Genomic DNA, 16380 nt, shown 5'->3' on the forward strand with positions numbered 1-16380 from the left:
GACCTTCTGCGGCGGATGCACCCGCGTCCTCGAGGTTCTCCATGGCGAGCATTGAAGCCTCGCGCCGTTAGAGCACTCGGGGCCGCGCTGAGACGGTCTTTTGCGGCAATGGGAAGCCGTAGCCGGACGCAGGACAGCCACTCGTTTTCCCGTTTCGCTCGTCTGTGAGCTTGGCGAGAATATTCATAGTCTGCTATCTGTCGTGCCAACTCCGATTTCTTGCATATTTCGCATAAGACCGGGCGTGGTATGACGGATTATCGCGGGTGCAACATGAATGGTCGCTGAACGGTGCCTTTATGTCCGGATTCGGAAATGCGACCATATGCATCGACCTGGAAGGTGATCCATGAACATTACGCTGCTCGTACAGTTTCTCGCGCTTCTGGAGGAGATGAAGACACGCGAAGAAATCATCCCTGAATTCGAGCGCCTGCTCGATCGCTGCGGCTTCGACTTCTACGGCGTCGTGCGCCAGCCCAAGCCGCATGACAACCCGCTGAGGCTGCTGCTTGCCGGTCGCTGGCCCGAGGGCTGGCCGCAGATCTATATCCGCAAGAAGTTCGTGGTGATCGACCCGACCATCCGCTATCTCGGCCATGCCCAGCGCGGTTTCCGCTGGCGCGATACGCTGTTTGCTTTCCGCTCCGATCCGCATCGCAAGCGCATGGAAAGCATGATGATCGAGGCCCGCAACCACGGTCTCTACGACGGCTACATCTTCCCGGTGCACGGCCGGCGCGGCCTGCTCGGCAACCTGACGGTCGGCGGCCGCGTCGTCGACTTGAGCCCTGTCGAGATCAGCCTGTTCGACTCGATCGCCAAGCGGCTGTTCTGGAAGCTCTTGGACCTGACCGACCCCGAGGTTTCGGCCGAGCTCGGTTCGCGCGTCGAAGTGCAAATGACGCGGCGCGAAATGGAAGCCCTCAATTATCTCGCCGACGGACTGACCTCCAACGACATCGGCAAGGTGCTGGATATTTCGAGCCACACGGTCGATTGGTACATGAACGGAATCCAGGAAAAGCTGAAGGCCAAGAACCGCCACCACGTCGTGGCGATCGCCTTCCGTCTCGGCCTGATTTCCTAAAGTCGAAAGGCATTCGGTTTCCTGTCGCATCTGAAATTGCGCTCTGCCCGGTGACCCGCTAATACTTTATTTCGCGGGTGCAGCATTTCCCGCAATATCAAGTCATTGAGGAGACCGACTTGCCTATCTCGAAGATCCTTGTTGCCAACCGTTCTGAAATTGCCATCCGCGTTTTTCGCGCTGCAAACGAACTCGGTCTGAAAACGGTCGCGATATGGGCGGAAGAGGACAAACTCGCGCTGCACCGCTTTAAGGCGGATGAAAGCTACCAGATCGGCCGCGGCCCGCATCTTGCGCGCGACCTCGGCCCGATCGAAAGCTACCTGTCGATCGAGGAAGTAATCCGCGTCGCCAAACTCTCGGGTGCCGACGCCATTCATCCGGGCTACGGCCTGCTGTCGGAAAGCCCGGAATTCGTCGATGCCTGTGACGCCGCCGGCATCATTTTCATCGGTCCGCGCCCGGCGACGATGCGTCAGCTCGGCAATAAGGTCGCAGCCCGCAACCTCGCCATTTCCGTCGGCGTTCCGGCCGTGCCGGCCACCGATCCGCTGCCAGACGACGAAAAGGAAATCCATCGCCTGGCCGCCGAGATCGGCTACCCGGTCATGCTCAAGGCCTCCTGGGGCGGCGGCGGACGCGGCATGCGCGCCATTCGCGATCCGAAGGATCTGATCCGCGAGGTGACGGAAGCCAAGCGCGAGGCCAAGGCCGCCTTCGGCAAGGACGAGGTCTATCTCGAAAAGCTGGTCGAGCGCGCCCGCCACGTCGAAAGCCAGATCCTCGGCGACACCCACGGCAATGTCGTGCATCTGTTCGAGCGCGACTGCTCCATCCAGCGCCGTAACCAGAAGGTCGTCGAGCGCGCGCCGGCGCCCTACCTCTCCGATGCGCAGCGGCAGGAACTGGCCAACTACTCGCTGAAGATCGCCAAGGCGACCAACTACATCGGCGCCGGCACCGTCGAGTATCTGATGGATGTGAACACCGGCAAGTTCTACTTCATCGAAGTGAACCCGCGCATCCAGGTCGAGCACACCGTCACCGAAGTGGTGACCGGCATCGACATCGTCAAGGCGCAGATCCACATTCTCGACGGCGAGGCGATCGGCACGCCGCAATCGGGTGTGCCTGACCAGGCTGACATCCGCCTCAACGGCCACGCGCTGCAGTGCCGCATCACCACGGAAGATCCGGAGCAGAACTTCATTCCCGACTACGGCCGCATCACCGGCTATCGTTCGGCGGCCGGTTTCGGCATCCGTCTCGACGGCGGCACGGCCTATACCGGCGCCTACATCACCCGCTACTACGATCCGCTGCTGGTGAAGGTCACGGCCTCGGGCAGCACGCCTCAGGAAGCGATCAGCCGCATGGACCGGGCGCTGCGCGAATTCCGTATCCGCGGTGTGGCGACCAACCTCACCTTCCTCGAGGCGATCATCGGCCACGAGCAGTTCCGCAACAACACCTACACCACCCGCTTCATCGATACGACGCCGGAACTCTTCCAGCAGGTCCGGCGCCAGGACCGTGCGACGAAGCTCTTGACCTATCTCGCCGACGTCACCGTCAACGGTCATCCGGAGGCCAAGGGCCGTCCGAAGCCGCCGGCGGATGCGGCCAAGCCCGTCGTGCCATTCATCCAGGGCGAAATCCCCGCCGGTACCAAGCAGAAGCTCGACGCGCTCGGCCCGAAGAAATTCGCCGAGTGGGTGCGCGGTGAAAAGCAGGTTTTCCTGACCGATACGACGATGCGCGACGGCCATCAGTCGCTGCTTGCGACCCGCATGCGTACGCATGACATCGCCCGCGTCGCCGGCACCTATGCTCGTGCCCTGCCGCAGTTGTTCTCGCTCGAATGCTGGGGTGGTGCGACCTTCGACGTTTCCATGCGCTTCCTCACCGAGGACCCGTGGGATCGTCTCGCCCGCATTCGCGAGGACGCGCCGAACCTGCTGCTGCAGATGCTTTTGCGCGGCGCCAACGGCGTCGGCTACAAGAACTACCCCGACAACGTCGTGAAGTACTTCGTCCGCCAGGCGGCGAAGGGCGGCATTGACGTCTTCCGCGTCTTCGACTGCCTCAACTGGGTCGACAACATGCGCGTGTCGATGGAGGCCGTTGCTGAAGAGAACCGCATCTGCGAGGCGGCAATCTGCTACACTGGCGACATCCTGAACTCGGCCCGCCCGAAGTACGATCTCAAGTACTACACGGCATTGGCGGCCGAGCTCGAAAAGGCCGGTGCGCACATGATCGCCGTCAAGGACATGGCGGGCCTGTTGAAGCCGGCCGCCGCGCGCGTGCTGTTCAAGGCGCTGCGCGAAGCGACGGATCTGCCGATCCATTTCCACACGCACGACACCTCGGGCATTGCGGCTGCAACCGTGCTTGCCGCGGTCGATAGCGGCGTCGATGTGGTCGATGCGGCGATGGATGCGCTTTCCGGCAACACCTCGCAGCCCTGCCTCGGCTCGATCGTCGAGGCGCTGCGCGGCTCGGAGCGTGATCCGGGCCTCGATCCCGAATGGATCCGCCGCATCTCCTTCTATTGGGAAGCAGTGCGTTACCAGTACGCCGCCTTCGAAAGCGACCTCAAGGGACCGGCGTCGGAAGTCTACTTGCACGAAATGCCGGGCGGTCAGTTCACCAACCTCAAGGAGCAGGCCCGTTCGCTCGGGCTGGAAACCAAGTGGCACCGCGTTGCCCAGGCCTATGCCGATGCCAACCAGATGTTCGGCGACATCGTCAAGGTGACGCCGTCCTCCAAGGTGGTCGGCGACATGGCACTGATGATGGTCTCGCAAGACCTGACGGTCGCCGACGTCGAGAACCCGGCCAAGGATATCGCCTTCCCGGATTCGGTCGTCTCGATGCTGAAGGGCGATCTCGGTCAGCCTCCGGGCGGCTGGCCGGAAGCGCTGCAGAAGAAGGCGCTGAAGGGCGAGAAGGCTTACACCGCCGTTCCCGGCTCGCTGCTGCTGCCGGCCGATCTCGACGCGGAGCGCAAGGCGATCGAGGACAAGCTCGAGCGCAAGGTCGACGACTTCGAGTTCGCCTCCTACCTGATGTACCCGAAGGTCTTCACCGATTACGCGGTCGCGGCCGACACCTATGGTCCGGTCAGCGTGCTGCCGACGCCGGCCTATTTCTATGGGCTTGGACCGGGCGAGGAGCTGCAGCCGGAGATCGAGCGCGGCAAGTCGCTGGTGATCCTGCACCAGGCCAAGAGCGAGCCGGACGAGAAGGGCATGGTCAAGGTGTTCTTCGAACTCAACGGCCAGCCGCGCCTGATCAAGGTACCGGACCGCAACCGCAGTGCGACGAGCGCCGTGCGCCGCAAGGCCGAAGGCGGCAACGCTGCCCAGCTCGGCGCTCCGATGCCGGGCGTCATCTCCACGGTCGCGGTTCATCCGGGCCAGGCGGTTAAGGCCGGTGACGTGCTGCTCTCGATCGAGGCGATGAAGATGGAAACGGCGCTGCATGCCGAGAAGGACGGCACGATCGCCGAAGTTCTGGTGCGCGCCGGCGACCAGATCGACGCCAAGGACCTGCTGATCGTCTTCGACGCGTAAGCGTTTGCCACACGGACAGACAAAAACGGCCGGATGCGAATCCGGCCGTTTTTTGTTTTGCGATGGATCAGACGACGGCTGCTTAGCGCCTAGGCCAATGGAACCGGTCCCAATGCTTCCCTTCAGATCTCGTAGTCGTGCGGAGCGCTGAGCGAGGCAATGAACTTCTTCGTTCGCTCGCGCTCGGGCGCCGAGAAGATCGTCTTTGGCGCGCCGCTTTCGACGATGAGGCCGCCGTCGAGGAAGATCACCTTGTCGGCAACGCGCGAGGCGAGCCGGAGGTCGTGGGTGGCCATGACCATGGTGGTGCCTTCGCGGGCAAGCCGGCTCAGGACTTCGACCACTTCTTCCGCCAGTTCAGGGTCGAGCGCCGAGGTCGGCTCGTCGCAGAGAAGCACGCGCGGCGAAGGGGCAAGGGCACGGGCGATCGCCACGCGCTGCTGCTGGCCGCCGGAAAGTGTTGCCGGCCAGGCGTCGGCCTTGTGCGCCATGCCGACCTTTTCGAGCAGTTCCGTTGCCCGGGTCTTTGCCCTGTCCGCCGGCCATTTCAGCACGGTGACGAGGCCTTCCATGACATTGCCGAGTGCGGTCTGGTGCGGGAAGAGCTGGAAGTTCTGGAACACCATGCCGGTCTGCCGGCGCAGACGCTGGATCGCCGTCCAGCCGATCTTGCGGCCAGGGGCGAATTCAAGCTTCTCGTCGCCAAGCTTGATCGATCCGGAGGTCGGGATCTCCAGAAGGTTGATGCAGCGCAGCAGCGTGCTCTTGCCGCCGCCGGACGGGCCGACCAGCGCGGTCACAGTGCCCTCGGCGAGCGTCACGGAAATATCCTTCAGCACGAGATTGTCGCCGAAGCGCTTTTCGATGTGGGAGAGCTCGATCATGTGCGTGCCTCCAGGAAGCCGCCATAGCGGGCGAAGCGTCGCTCCAGCCTGACCTGCAGGGCGGAAAGCACGGAGCTCATGGCAAGATAGATCAGCGCCGTCTCGATGTAGAGGATCAGCGGCTCGTAGGTGGTGGCGACGATGCGCTGCGCTGTCTGGAACATCTCGGGCACAGTAATGGCGGCGGCAAGCGACGTGTCCTTCACCAGCGAGATGAATGTGTTCGACAATGGCGGCACGGCGACGCGGGCTGCCTGCGGCAGGATCGTGCGGCGCATCGCCTGGCTCCAGCTCATGCCGATCGAATAGGCTGCCTCCCATTGTCCGCGCGGGACCGACGAAATCACCGCGCGAATGATCTCGGAGGTGTAGGCGCCGACATTCAGCGAGAAGCCGATGAGCGCTGCGGTGAAGGCGTCGAGCAGGATGCCGGCGCTCGGCAGGCCGTAAAAGATCACGAACAGTTGGACCAGCAACGGCGTGCCGCGGATCACCCAGACGTAAAAGCGCGCGATCCAGGCGACCGGTGCCGGCCCGAAGAGCCGGGCGACGGCGGTGACGAGCCCCAGGATCAGGCCGAAGATGAAGGAAAGCAGCGTCAGGGGGATGGTAAAGGTCAGGCCGGCCCAGAGCAGGGACGGCAAGGATTCCAGCATCAGTGGGAGCCAGGTGGTCAAGGGCGAGCCTTTCAAAAAGCGCGATCCGCCCCGGGGTCCGGAACGGATCGCTTTTCATAGCCGAGAATGGCCGGCTGAGAAACCGGCCGAGGGCCCAGTGATCGGGTTACTTCGAGACGTCGGCGCCGAAGTACTTCTGCGAGATCTTGTCGTAGGTGCCGTCGGCCTTGATGTCGACGAGCGCCTTGTTGATCGCCTCGAGAAGCTCCGGCTCGCCCTTGCGGATGATGATGCCGGAGAAGTCGGCATCGGCCTGCTCAGCGGCGATCTTGACCGGGGCGTCGGGCTTCTTCTTCTTGAAGTCGAGGAAGGAGAGGCTGTCGTTGATCGTCGCGTCGGCACGGCCGGTCAAGACGAGCTGGATCGACTGGTCGAAGCCGTCGGTGCCGACGAGTTCGGCGCCGGACGCGGTTGCGAGCTTGCCGAAGTTGCTGGTCAGCGACTGGGCCGACTTCTTGCCCTTGAGATCGGCAAAGCCCTTGATCTCTTCGTTGTCCGACTTGACGATCAGCACAGCCTTGGAGGCGATATAGGGTTCGGAGAAGTCGTACTTCTTCTTGCGCTCCTCGGTGATGCCGACCTGGTTGATGACCGTGTCGTAGCGGTTGGCGTCGAGGCCGGCGATCAGGCCGTCCCACTTGCCTTCGAGGAATTCAGCCTTGACGCCGAGCTTCTCGGCGACGGCGTGGCCGATCTCCACGTCGAAGCCGACGAGCGCGCCGGAGGCGTCGTGATAGGTGAACGGGGCATAGGTGCCCTCGGTGCCGATCTTCAGGACACCGGCAGATTTGATCGCATCGAGGTTCTCGCCGGCTTCAGCGGAGCCAAGTGCGGCAACCTGCATCAGAGCGGCGGCAAACAGCGTGGGGAGGAGTTTCATCGTGATTTTCCATCTTCTTTCTTGCCCGGCCCGTCGTCCGGATTGAGCGGACAATCGCATAAAAAATCGGCGATCTGAGCGTATAAAACACCAATTCCTGAGCGTTTTGATGAAGAATTTTCCTCGAATTGACCCCGATTGCGCGCAAAAGCCACGGTTTGTCGAAATTCGCGCGCCCCTCCGATTTGGGCGCCGCGCCGGCTTGAAAACGGTTTCAAAAGTTGCTATGCGCATTTATGGCGATTCATGCACGTTTATGCACGGTTGGTGAAAATGTCAGGGGAACTCCTTCTTCGTGAGCGAAAGACGCTGATCCAGGAGCGGTTGAAGGCCAATGGCCGGGTGCTGGCTGCTGATCTTGCGGCCGAGCTCAGCGTTTCCGAAGACACGATCCGCCGCGATCTCCGGGAAATGGCGGCGGCAGGACTGTGCGAGCGCGTCTATGGTGGCGCACTTCCGGTCGCGCCGGCGGCCCACAGCACATTGCGAGAACGGGTGGCGATGGCGCCGGAACGCAAGGCGGCGCTGGCGCGCACGGCGGTCGGCCTGATCAAGCCTGATATGACCGTGTTCCTCGATGCCGGCTCGACCAATCTTGCGATCGCGCAACTGATCGAGCCGGAGCTGCCGGTCACCGTCGTCACCAACACACCGCTGATTGCCGTCGCGCTCATGGAGAAGCCGGGCGTCGATCTGATCCTGCTCGGCGGCCCGCTCAACCGTGCCGTCGGTGCGGCGATCAGTGCGCGGGCGCAGCGCGACGCGGAACTGCTGCGGCCCGATCTCTGCTTCCTTGGCACCTGCGGCGCCGATGCCGCTGCGGGCCTGACGGCGATCTATTTCGAGGATGCGGAATTCAAACGGCTCATTGCGCTGCGCAGCCGGCGCCTGGTTGTCGCCGTCACCAGCGACAAGCTCGGTACGGCCGCCGCGCACGGGGTTGTCGATATCAATGACAAGGTGACGCTGCTGCTCGAGGCGGATGCGTCGGCCGAGCATCGGTCGGCCTTCGAGGCGACAAGGGCAGAGGTCCTGATGGCGGGAGAGACGGAATGACGACGATCACGCATGTGGCGCTCTGGACGCGGGACCTCGAGGCGATTGCCAGCTTCTGGTCGTCCTTCTTCGGCGCCGAAGTCGGCGAGATCTATGAAAGCCGACGGCGGCCGGGCTTTCGCTCGCGGTTCCTGACGCTTGGCGACGGGCCGGCATTCGAGATCATGGAAGGCCCCTGGGTTGGGCCGGCCGATCCGGCTGAAGAACGTACCGGCCTTGCCCATGTGGCGCTGTCGCTCGGCAGCGAGCAGGCGGTCGAGGCGATGGCCGCGCGCGCCGAGGCTAAGGGCATTCTGGTCGCAAAACCGCGATGGACCGGCGATGGCTTCTATGAGGCTGTTGTTCGCGACCCCGATGGAAATCTGATCGAAATCACAATTTGAGCCGGGCGACCCGGCACAGAGGCAAGACCATGGACCAACGTTCTCCTTCCGCGACCGTCCGCCAGGGCTACATGACCCGCAACCGGCTGGCGGTTTCGCTGCTCTTCCTATTGAACGGCTTCGTCATCGGCAGTTGGGCGCCGAAGATCCCGGAATTCAAGGACCGGCTCGGCATCAGCGAAAGCGTGCTCGGCCTGTTGATCCTGATGTTCGGTATTGGCTCGCTGGTGCTCATGCCGATTGCCGGCGGCTACATCGCCCGTGTGGGGTCGCAGAAGGTGGTCAAGGTCACCGCCATCATCCTGTCGCCGTTGCTTCTGCTTCTGACGCTTGTCCCCGATGTCTGGACGGCGGCTGTCGCCATGTTCCTGCTTGGCGGTTTTGCCGGCGCGATGGACGTCGCGATGAACGCCAATGCGGTCGAGGTCGAGAAATCCATGCGCCGTGCGATCATGTCGTCCTGCCATGCCTATTGGAGCCTCGGCGGCCTGATCGGTGCCGGTATCGGCGGTTTCCTCATGGCCCGCTTCGGTGTGCTGCCGCATGTCCTTGTCGTCACTGCGATCTGCCTGGTACTGATCGTCGCCGCTTGGCCGATGATCCTGGCTGACAAGCCGCATCCAGGCGCAGCCAAGGAAAAGCTGCGCCTGCCGATGACGCCGCTCCCCTGGCTGATCGGCATCATGGCGCTGTTCTCGATGGTGCCTGAGGGCACAGTGCTCGACTGGGGTGCGCTTTATCTGCGCAACGAGCTTGGCGCCTCCGTTGAGCTTTCCGGCTTCGGCTTTGCCGCCTTCTCCGCCACCATGGCGACCATGCGTTTTGCCGGCGATTTCGTGCGGGATCGCTTCGGCGCCAAACGGACGCTCCGCATCTGCACCGTCACGGCACTCGTCGGCATGATCGTCGCGGGCACGGCGCCCAATGCCTATATCGCCATCCTCGGTTTTGCGATCGCCGGCATCGGCATCTCCAACATGGTGCCGATCGCGTTCTCGGCCGCCGGCAACATGCCGGGCCTGCAGCCGGGCATCGGGCTCTCGGTCGCGACCTTCATGGGCTATTCCGGCATGCTGTTCGCACCGTCGCTGATCGGCTTCGTTGCCGAGCATACGGGCTTTGCCATCATCTTCGCCTCGGTGCCGCTGCTCTTCATCGTCGTGCTTCTCTTGTCGCACCATGCGATCCATGCGGATCACGCTAAGGGGCACTGAGACGGAACGGCGCCATCAAATCGCCGTCAGGGCATGATGTCGCCGTTGACAATCAGGCTTTCCTCATCCACCTGATGGGCAAATGGCCAGGGCGAGTTGAGGAAAGTCCATGCGGGTTCTGCCCGCATCCTCGCCCGGCTCAGTGACCCACGAAGAGGCCTTCATGTCTTCCGCCTTCGATTTCGATCCGCAGCCCCGCCGCGCCTCCGTCGCCGTCGATGTCGGCGGCGTCATCGTCGGGGGCGGCGCACCGGTCGTGGTCCAGTCGATGACCAACACCGATACGGCCGATATCGATGGGACCGTGGCCCAGGTGGCCGCGCTGCACAAGGCCGGTTCGGAACTGGTGCGCATCACCGTCGACCGCGACGAGAGTGCGGCGGCGGTGCCGAAGATCCGCGAGCGGCTCGAGCGCCTTGGTCTTGACGTGCCGCTCGTCGGCGACTTCCACTATATCGGCCACAAGCTGCTTGCCGATCATCCGGCCTGCGCCGAGGCGCTTGCGAAGTATCGCATCAATCCGGGCAATGTCGGGTTCAAGGACAAGAAGGACAAGCAGTTCGCCGAGATCGTCGAGATGGCGATCCGCTACGACAAGCCGGTGCGCATCGGTGTCAACTGGGGTTCGCTCGACCAGGAACTGCTGACGCGGCTGATGGACGAGAACAAGGCGAACGGTTTTCCGCTGACGGCGCAAGAGGTGACGCGCGAGACGATCGTGCAGTCGGCGCTGCTCTCGGCGGAACTCGCCGAAGAGATCGGTCTGCCGCGCAACCGCATCATCCTTTCGGCCAAGGTTTCCGGCGTTCAGGACCTGATCGCCGTCTATGCCATGTTGTCGGCCCGCTCGGACCACGCACTGCATCTCGGCCTCACCGAGGCCGGCATGGGCACGAAGGGCATCGTCGCCTCGTCCGCTTCGCTCGGCATCCTCATGCAGCAGGGCATCGGCGATACGATCCGCATTTCGCTGACGCCTGAGCCCGGCGGCGACCGCACCCGCGAGGTGCAGGTGGCGCAGGAATTGCTGCAGGTCATGGGTTTCCGTCAGTTCATCCCTGTTGTTGCCGCCTGTCCCGGCTGCGGACGCACCACGTCCACGGTGTTCCAGGAACTCGCCCAGAAGATCCAGGACGACATCCGCCGCAACATGCCGGTCTGGCGCGAGAAGTATCCCGGCGTCGAGGGCCTGAAGGTCGCGGTCATGGGCTGCATCGTCAACGGCCCGGGCGAAAGCAAACATGCCGACATCGGCATCTCTTTGCCCGGCACCGGCGAAATGCCGGCCGCCCCCGTATTCATCGACGGGGAGAAGGCAATGACGCTGCGCGGCCCCAACATTGCCGGCGACTTCGAGACGCTGGTTTCCGATTATATCGAGAAGCGCTACGGCCGCGGTCAGGCGGCCGCTGAGTAAGCAGCCGCGCTTTGTCTACGCTGTGGCCTCAGAGCCGTGATGTCAGCAGCTTGAAGCCGGCAAAGGCGAAGAAACCGGCCATCAGGCTTTCGATCAGCCGCCTGGACTTCAGATAGGCGCGGTGTACCGGCGTGAGCGAGAAGACGATCGCAAAGCCGCAGAAGGTCATCAGACCCAAGACCATGCAGCCGCCGATAAAAGTGGCGGTAACGCCGACCGGCGCGCCCGCGGGCATGCCGAGTGACACCAGCATGATCCAGGAGAAGATCGCCTTGGGGTTCGTCAGGTGGATGCCGAGCCCCTTGAGATAGAGCCGCTTCAGCGAGGTCTGCACCTTTGCCGTCGGCACGATCGCGCTCTTGTCGCTGCGCATGGCAGCGCGTAGCGCGTTATAGGCGAGCCAGAAGAGATAGCAGGCGCCGGCGATCTTCAAGACGATGATCGCGTGGCCATAGGCGCGGATCAGCGCCGAGAGACCGGAGGCCGTCAGCATTGCCCAGGTGTAACTTCCCGTCAGAACGCCAAGGGCAAGCGCCAGGCCCGCCTTTCGTCCCTGGCTGACCGAGGTGGTGATGATCGCCAGGATCGCCGGCCCCGGCGATGCGGTCGCGATCAGATAGGCGGTCCAGGCAATGAGAAGCTGCGGCAGATAGGGCGTCAGGTCGAACATGTAAGACAAGCTCCGGCTCGGTCGCCGGAGGCTAGATCAGTCCATCGCTTGTTTGAAACGGCGAAAATGTCACCGAGACAACTTAGAGGATCTCGTCTAGCGCCTCGATCAGGCGCGCGCATTCGGCATCGGTGCCGATGGTGATGCGCAGGAAATCGGAGATGCGCGGCTTGGCGAAATGGCGCACCAGCACGGCGCGCTCGCGGAGCGCCTTCATCAGCGTTTCTCCTCTATGGCCGGGATGCCGTGCGAAAACGAAGTTTGCCGACGAAGGCAGCACCTCGAAGCCGCGCGCTGTCAGTTCGGCCGTGAGCCGGTCGCGCGACGCGATGATCTTGGCGCGAGTGTCCTCGAACCAGGCTTCATCCTCGATCGCGGCGATGGCGCCGGCCTGGGCCGGACGGCCGAGCGGATAGGAGTTGAAGCTGTCCTTCACCCGCTCCAGCGCCTCGATCAGCGGGCGCTGGCCAATGGCGAAGCCGACGCGCAAGCCCGCAAGTGCGCGCGACTTGGAGAAGGTCTGGACGACCAAGAGGTTCTCGTATTTCGAAACCAGTTCTGCGGCCGACTGGCCGCCGAAATCGACATAGGCCTCGTCGATGACGACGGGCTGGTCCGGATGGCTTGCGACCAGCCGCTCGATGTCGGCGAGCGGCAAAGCGATGCCGGTCGGGGCATTCGGGTTCGGCAGGATGATCGCGCCGCAGGGCCGGTCGTAGTCGGCGAGATCGATCTCGAAGCGATCGCTGAGCGGGATCTCGACCGTGTCGATCTCGAAGAGCCGCGCATAGGTCGAATAGAAGCTGTAGGAGATATCCGGATAGAGCAGCGGCGCGTCGTGCTTCAGCAAGCCGGCGAAGATGTGCGCCAGCACCTCGTCCGAGCCGTTGCCGACGAAGACTTCTTCGGCGGTCACGCCATAGCGTACGGCGATGGCCTGGCGCAGCTTCAGCGCCAGCGGGTCCGGATAAAGGCGAAGATCGCTGCTCGCTGCCGCGGCGATCGCGTCGAGCACCTTCTCAGACGGACCGTAGGGGCATTCGTTGGTGTTGAGCTTCACCAGGTTGGCGATGCGCGGCTGTTCGCCAGGCACGTAGGGCTTCAGCTTGGAGACGATCGGCGACCAGTATTTGCTCATGGATCTAGCTCCTGCGATTGGCGATGAAACGGGCGGCTTCGACGAGAATGGCCGAGCGCACTCCATAGGGCGCAAGCAGCGCTTCTGCTTCGGCGACCAGTTGCTCCAGCCGGTCTTCCGCCCAGGTCTGGCCGTTGAGCGCGACCAGCGTGCCCTTGCCACGGGCGGCGTCCTTGCCGGTTGCCTTGCCCATGGTCTCAGCATCCGCGGTAAGGTCGAGCAGGTCGTCGGCAAGCTGGAAGGCAAGGCCGATCTTTTCGCCGAAGGCGCGAAGCCGCGCGCGGTCCTCCTTCGCGGCGCCGGCGACGATGGCGCCAGCCTCGCAGGCAAAGCGGATCAGGGCACCTGTCTTCATCGCCTGCAGCGTGACGATCCCGGCCTCGTCCGGTGGCGACTTTTCCGCGGCCAGGTCGAGCGCTTGTCCGCCGGCCATGCCGCCGTGGCCGGCGGCGCGTCCGAGCGCCAGGATCAGTTCCACCTTCTGCGCATCCGAAAGCGCTGTCTCGGGTGCTGCGATGATATCGAAGGCAAAGGTCAGCAGGCTGTCGCCGGCAAGAATCGCCGTCGCCTCATCGAAGGCCCTGTGCACGGTCGGCTGGCCGCGGCGCATGTCGTCGTCGTCCATCGCCGGCAGGTCGTCATGGACCAGCGAATAGCAATGCACGCATTCGAGTGCCGCGCCGACGCGCAAGGCCGCATCGCGATTGCCGCCGAGCAGATCGGCGCATTCGATCACCAGGAAGGGGCGCAGACGCTTGCCCCCGTTCAGCACGCCGTGGCGCATGGCCGCGAGCAGGTTTGCCGGCCGGGCGATTTCGTCGGCTTCCGTCGTCTGGCCGAGCAGACGTTCCAGCAGACCCTCGACGGTGCGGGCATTGGTGGCGAGGCGACGGGTAAAAGGCGATGTGTCCTGGCTCATGCGCGCTCTTTGACATGGGCGAAGAGGGCTTTCAACGGGGATTCGTGTCGCAGCCGCGCGCTTTCCCTGGGACAGCCTTCTCCGCGCCTTGCCTTTTGCCAGAAAGCCCGTTCAACTCTGCCTGCGCATGCACTAAGAGAAGCGGATGGACAGCGAGGTGAACAGTCAGGCCGCGAACGTCGTTCCGGAAGCGCGCGAGGAGGGCGAATTGCCTTCCAGTCGCTGGTCTTCGCTTCGCCGGACGTTGCGCACGCGTCGCCGCCAGATCGTCCTGGCTGTCCTGGGCTTTCTCGTCCTTCCCTACGCGCTGATCGTTCTCTACCTGGTGGAGTTCATCCATCCCGTCTCGACGCTCATGCTGCGCGATCTCGTGCTGCTGCGCGGCTACGATCGGCAATGGGTCGAGTTCGATGATATCGCCCCGGTTCTCGTGCAGTCGGTGATGATGTCGGAGGACGGGCAGTTTTGCGCCCATGACGGCGTCGACTGGGGCCAGATGCGGGGCGTGGTCGAGGATGCGCTCGAAGGGGAATCCACCCGCGGCGCGAGCACCATTCCGATGCAGACGGTCAAGAACCTCTATCTCTGGAACGGTCGTTCCTTCCTGCGCAAGGGCATGGAACTGCCGCTGGCGGTCGCCGCCGACTTCGTGTGGAGCAAGCGGCGGATGATGGAGATCTATCTGAATATCGCCGAATGGGGCGACGGGATCTATGGTATCGAGGCGGCCGCCCGCCATCATTTCGGGGTTTCAGCGTCGAAGCTCTCGCGCCGGCAGGCGGCGCTGCTTGCGGTGTCGCTGCCCAATCCGAAGGAGCGCAACGCCGGAAAACCAGGCCGCGGTCTCAAGCGTCTGGCGAACCTGATCGAGCGCCGCGCCAGCCGCTCCGGCGGTTACATCACCTGCCTTTATAATTAGGATCAGACCTTTTCATTGGATGGGCTCGTCGGGCGATGTCATGCTCGCGTTGTAGAGTTCTGCCATCTGGGCCTCTCTCCCTTCGAAAGGCCCGATTGCTCCATGACCCTGATTTCCCCCTCGCTTCTCGCCCTTGGCCGCAGCGCCAACGATGCCCCGCCGAGACATCTCGGCACGCGCTACAACACCCAAGGCCTCTTCCTGCTGGAACCGGGCAACACGGTCGTGTCTCACGTTGCCGCCGGATCGCCGTCCGAGGCCGCCGTGCTTGCGGTGCGCGACCGGTTGATGGCGATGCCCGAGGCGCGGCAGTTCGCCTTTACCCAACCGTCCAGCCTGCACATGACGATCTTCCAGGGCATCATCGAACACCGCCGGAAGCTCCCTTACTGGCCGGCTGGCATGCCGCTCGATACGCCGATCGAGGTGATGACGGCGTACTACCGCGAACGGCTTGCGCATTTTGCGCCGCTGGAGCAGTTCCGCGCCCGCGTGACCGGGATCACGCCGACGGGCCTTGCACTCGAAGGCGACGGTGCCGCCGACCGCGCCTGTCTCAAGGCCTGGCGCGACGCTTTCGCGGAAGCCTTCGGCTATCGACATCCGGATCATGACGACTACCAATTCCACATCACCTATGCCTACCCCGTCGACTGGCTCGACGATGCGGCGCTGCCGCGCTGGCAGGCGATGCTGGACGAGCAGCTCGCTTTTCTGCGCGAGCAGGCGCCGGTGATCGCGCTCGATCCGCCGGCCTTCTGCTCGTTCGAGGACATGAACCATTTCGAGGAACTGATCGTTTTCTCGGAGAGACCAGCAATCAAGGAACAGAAATGACCGGACTTACACTCTATGTCGGCAACAAGAACTATTCGTCCTGGTCGATGCGGCCATGGATCGCGATGACGGCAGTCGGCATCGATTTCTCGGACGTGGTCATTCCGTTCGATTTCGCCGCCGGCAATCCGGAGATCCGGGCGATCTCGCCGACCGGAAAGGTGCCGCTGCTGCGCCACGGGGACCTGCTTATCTGGGAATCGCTGGCGATCATCGAATATGTCGCCGAACTCTTTCCCGACGCCGGGCTGTGGCCGGCCGACCCTCAGGCGCGCGCCCGGGCGCGCAGCTATTCGATGGAGATGCTGTCCGGTTTTCGCGCTCTGCGTGGTGCCTGCCCGATGAACATCCGTCGGCCAAAGCAGGCGCTGGACGTTGGCGCGGACGTCCGCGCGGACGTGGCACGTATCGAGCAGATCTGGACGGAGGCGCTTGCGCGTTCCGGTGGCCCGTTCCTCTTCGGGTCCTTCAGCGCGGCCGATGCGATGTACGCGCCTGTGGTTAACCGCTTCGACGTCTACGATCTCGTTGCGGATCGAGAAACGCTCGGCTACATGAACCGCGTGAAGGCACATCCGGCGTTCCTGAAATGGGAGGAGGCCGCCCGCGCAGAGCCGTGGGTCGTCGCCGAAGACGAGGTCTGAAAAGGTCGAGTCGAAAAATTGCCCGTGGGGACTGGTCAAACGGCAGTTGTCCATGTATAAGCGCGCCAAATTTC

15 protein-coding genes are annotated in these 16380 nt (G+C 63.4%); 9 read left to right on the forward strand and 6 right to left on the reverse strand.

What is annotated here, in order from left to right; genetic code table 11:
- Positions 1 to 349: 349 nt before the first annotated feature.
- Together ASD01_RS23830 and pyc are read left to right on the forward strand one after the other, a co-directional pair.
- On the forward strand, positions 350 to 1090 hold the full coding sequence (locus ASD01_RS23830; RefSeq protein ID WP_034802969.1) for a helix-turn-helix transcriptional regulator: 741 nt from the start codon (positions 350 to 352) through the stop codon (positions 1088 to 1090).
- Positions 1091 to 1209: 119 nt separating this feature from the next.
- Positions 1210 to 4668 (forward strand): pyruvate carboxylase, encoded by a 3459-nt coding sequence (gene pyc / locus ASD01_RS23835; protein ID WP_060644534.1) that lies wholly within the window; start codon positions 1210 to 1212, stop codon positions 4666 to 4668.
- A gap of 122 nt (positions 4669 to 4790) precedes the next feature.
- Here pyc and ASD01_RS23840 read toward each other — a convergent pair whose 3' ends face one another.
- The 3 genes from ASD01_RS23840 to ASD01_RS23850 form a co-directional block, all read right to left on the reverse strand.
- Positions 4791 to 5552 carry an amino acid ABC transporter ATP-binding protein gene (locus ASD01_RS23840; RefSeq protein ID WP_034802963.1) on the reverse strand — a complete coding sequence of 254 codons (762 nt, stop codon included), beginning with the start codon at positions 5550 to 5552 and terminating at the stop codon, positions 4791 to 4793.
- Positions 5549 to 6229 (reverse strand): amino acid ABC transporter permease, encoded by a 681-nt coding sequence (locus tag ASD01_RS23845; protein WP_090426316.1) that lies wholly within the window; start codon positions 6227 to 6229, stop codon positions 5549 to 5551. The genes ASD01_RS23840 and ASD01_RS23845 overlap by 4 nt, the downstream gene beginning before the upstream one ends.
- Positions 6230 to 6335: 106 nt before the next feature.
- Positions 6336 to 7109: an amino acid ABC transporter substrate-binding protein gene (locus tag ASD01_RS23850; protein ID WP_034802957.1), complete on the reverse strand. Its 774-nt coding sequence runs from the start codon at positions 7107 to 7109 to the stop codon at positions 6336 to 6338.
- A 273-nt stretch (positions 7110 to 7382) separates the two neighbouring features.
- Between ASD01_RS23850 and ASD01_RS23855 the strand changes: the two genes are divergently transcribed.
- The 4 genes from ASD01_RS23855 (at position 7383) to ispG (ending at position 11179) form a co-directional block, all read left to right on the forward strand.
- Entirely contained in the window at positions 7383 to 8165 is a 783-nt protein-coding gene (locus ASD01_RS23855; RefSeq protein ID WP_090426332.1) for a DeoR/GlpR family DNA-binding transcription regulator, read from the forward strand.
- Positions 8162 to 8548 (forward strand): glyoxalase/bleomycin resistance/extradiol dioxygenase family protein, encoded by a 387-nt coding sequence (locus ASD01_RS23860; RefSeq protein WP_034802951.1) that lies wholly within the window; start codon positions 8162 to 8164, stop codon positions 8546 to 8548. Before ASD01_RS23855 ends, ASD01_RS23860 begins: the two co-directional genes overlap by 4 nt.
- 29 nt (positions 8549 to 8577) lie before the next feature.
- Entirely contained in the window at positions 8578 to 9762 is a 1185-nt protein-coding gene (locus ASD01_RS23865; protein ID WP_034802948.1) for an MFS transporter, read from the forward strand.
- A 163-nt stretch (positions 9763 to 9925) separates the two neighbouring features.
- Positions 9926 to 11179 carry a flavodoxin-dependent (E)-4-hydroxy-3-methylbut-2-enyl-diphosphate synthase gene (gene ispG / locus ASD01_RS23870; protein WP_034803175.1) on the forward strand — a complete coding sequence of 418 codons (1254 nt, stop codon included), beginning with the start codon at positions 9926 to 9928 and terminating at the stop codon, positions 11177 to 11179.
- Between the two features lie 28 nt (positions 11180 to 11207).
- Here ispG and ASD01_RS23875 read toward each other — a convergent pair whose 3' ends face one another.
- The 3 genes from ASD01_RS23875 to ASD01_RS23885 form a co-directional block, all read right to left on the reverse strand.
- Entirely contained in the window at positions 11208 to 11849 is a 642-nt protein-coding gene (locus ASD01_RS23875; protein WP_034802945.1) for a LysE family translocator, read from the reverse strand.
- 82 nt (positions 11850 to 11931) lie between these two features.
- Positions 11932 to 12987 (reverse strand): histidinol-phosphate transaminase, encoded by a 1056-nt coding sequence (gene hisC, locus ASD01_RS23880; protein ID WP_034802942.1) that lies wholly within the window; start codon positions 12985 to 12987, stop codon positions 11932 to 11934.
- A 4-nt stretch (positions 12988 to 12991) separates the two neighbouring features.
- Positions 12992 to 13906: a polyprenyl synthetase family protein gene (locus ASD01_RS23885; protein ID WP_034802940.1), complete on the reverse strand. Its 915-nt coding sequence runs from the start codon at positions 13904 to 13906 to the stop codon at positions 12992 to 12994.
- A 145-nt stretch (positions 13907 to 14051) separates the two neighbouring features.
- On the opposite strand from ASD01_RS23885, the gene mtgA reads away from it, so the two are divergent.
- From mtgA to ASD01_RS23900, 3 genes are all read left to right on the forward strand, one after another.
- Positions 14052 to 14825 carry a monofunctional biosynthetic peptidoglycan transglycosylase gene (mtgA, locus tag ASD01_RS23890; protein WP_060529995.1) on the forward strand — a complete coding sequence of 258 codons (774 nt, stop codon included), beginning with the start codon at positions 14052 to 14054 and terminating at the stop codon, positions 14823 to 14825.
- Positions 14826 to 14927: 102 nt separating this feature from the next.
- A complete protein-coding gene (locus ASD01_RS23895; protein WP_034802934.1) occupies positions 14928 to 15662 on the forward strand; it encodes a DUF1868 domain-containing protein in 735 nt (244 codons plus the stop codon).
- A complete protein-coding gene (locus tag ASD01_RS23900) occupies positions 15659 to 16306 on the forward strand; it encodes a glutathione S-transferase family protein (protein ID WP_034802931.1) in 648 nt (215 codons plus the stop codon). Before ASD01_RS23895 ends, ASD01_RS23900 begins: the two co-directional genes overlap by 4 nt.
- Positions 16307 to 16380: the final 74 nt, after the last annotated feature.

It is taken from the genome of Ensifer sp. Root423, from assembly GCF_001426275.1.
Classification (GTDB): domain Bacteria; phylum Pseudomonadota; class Alphaproteobacteria; order Rhizobiales; family Rhizobiaceae; genus Ensifer; species Ensifer adhaerens.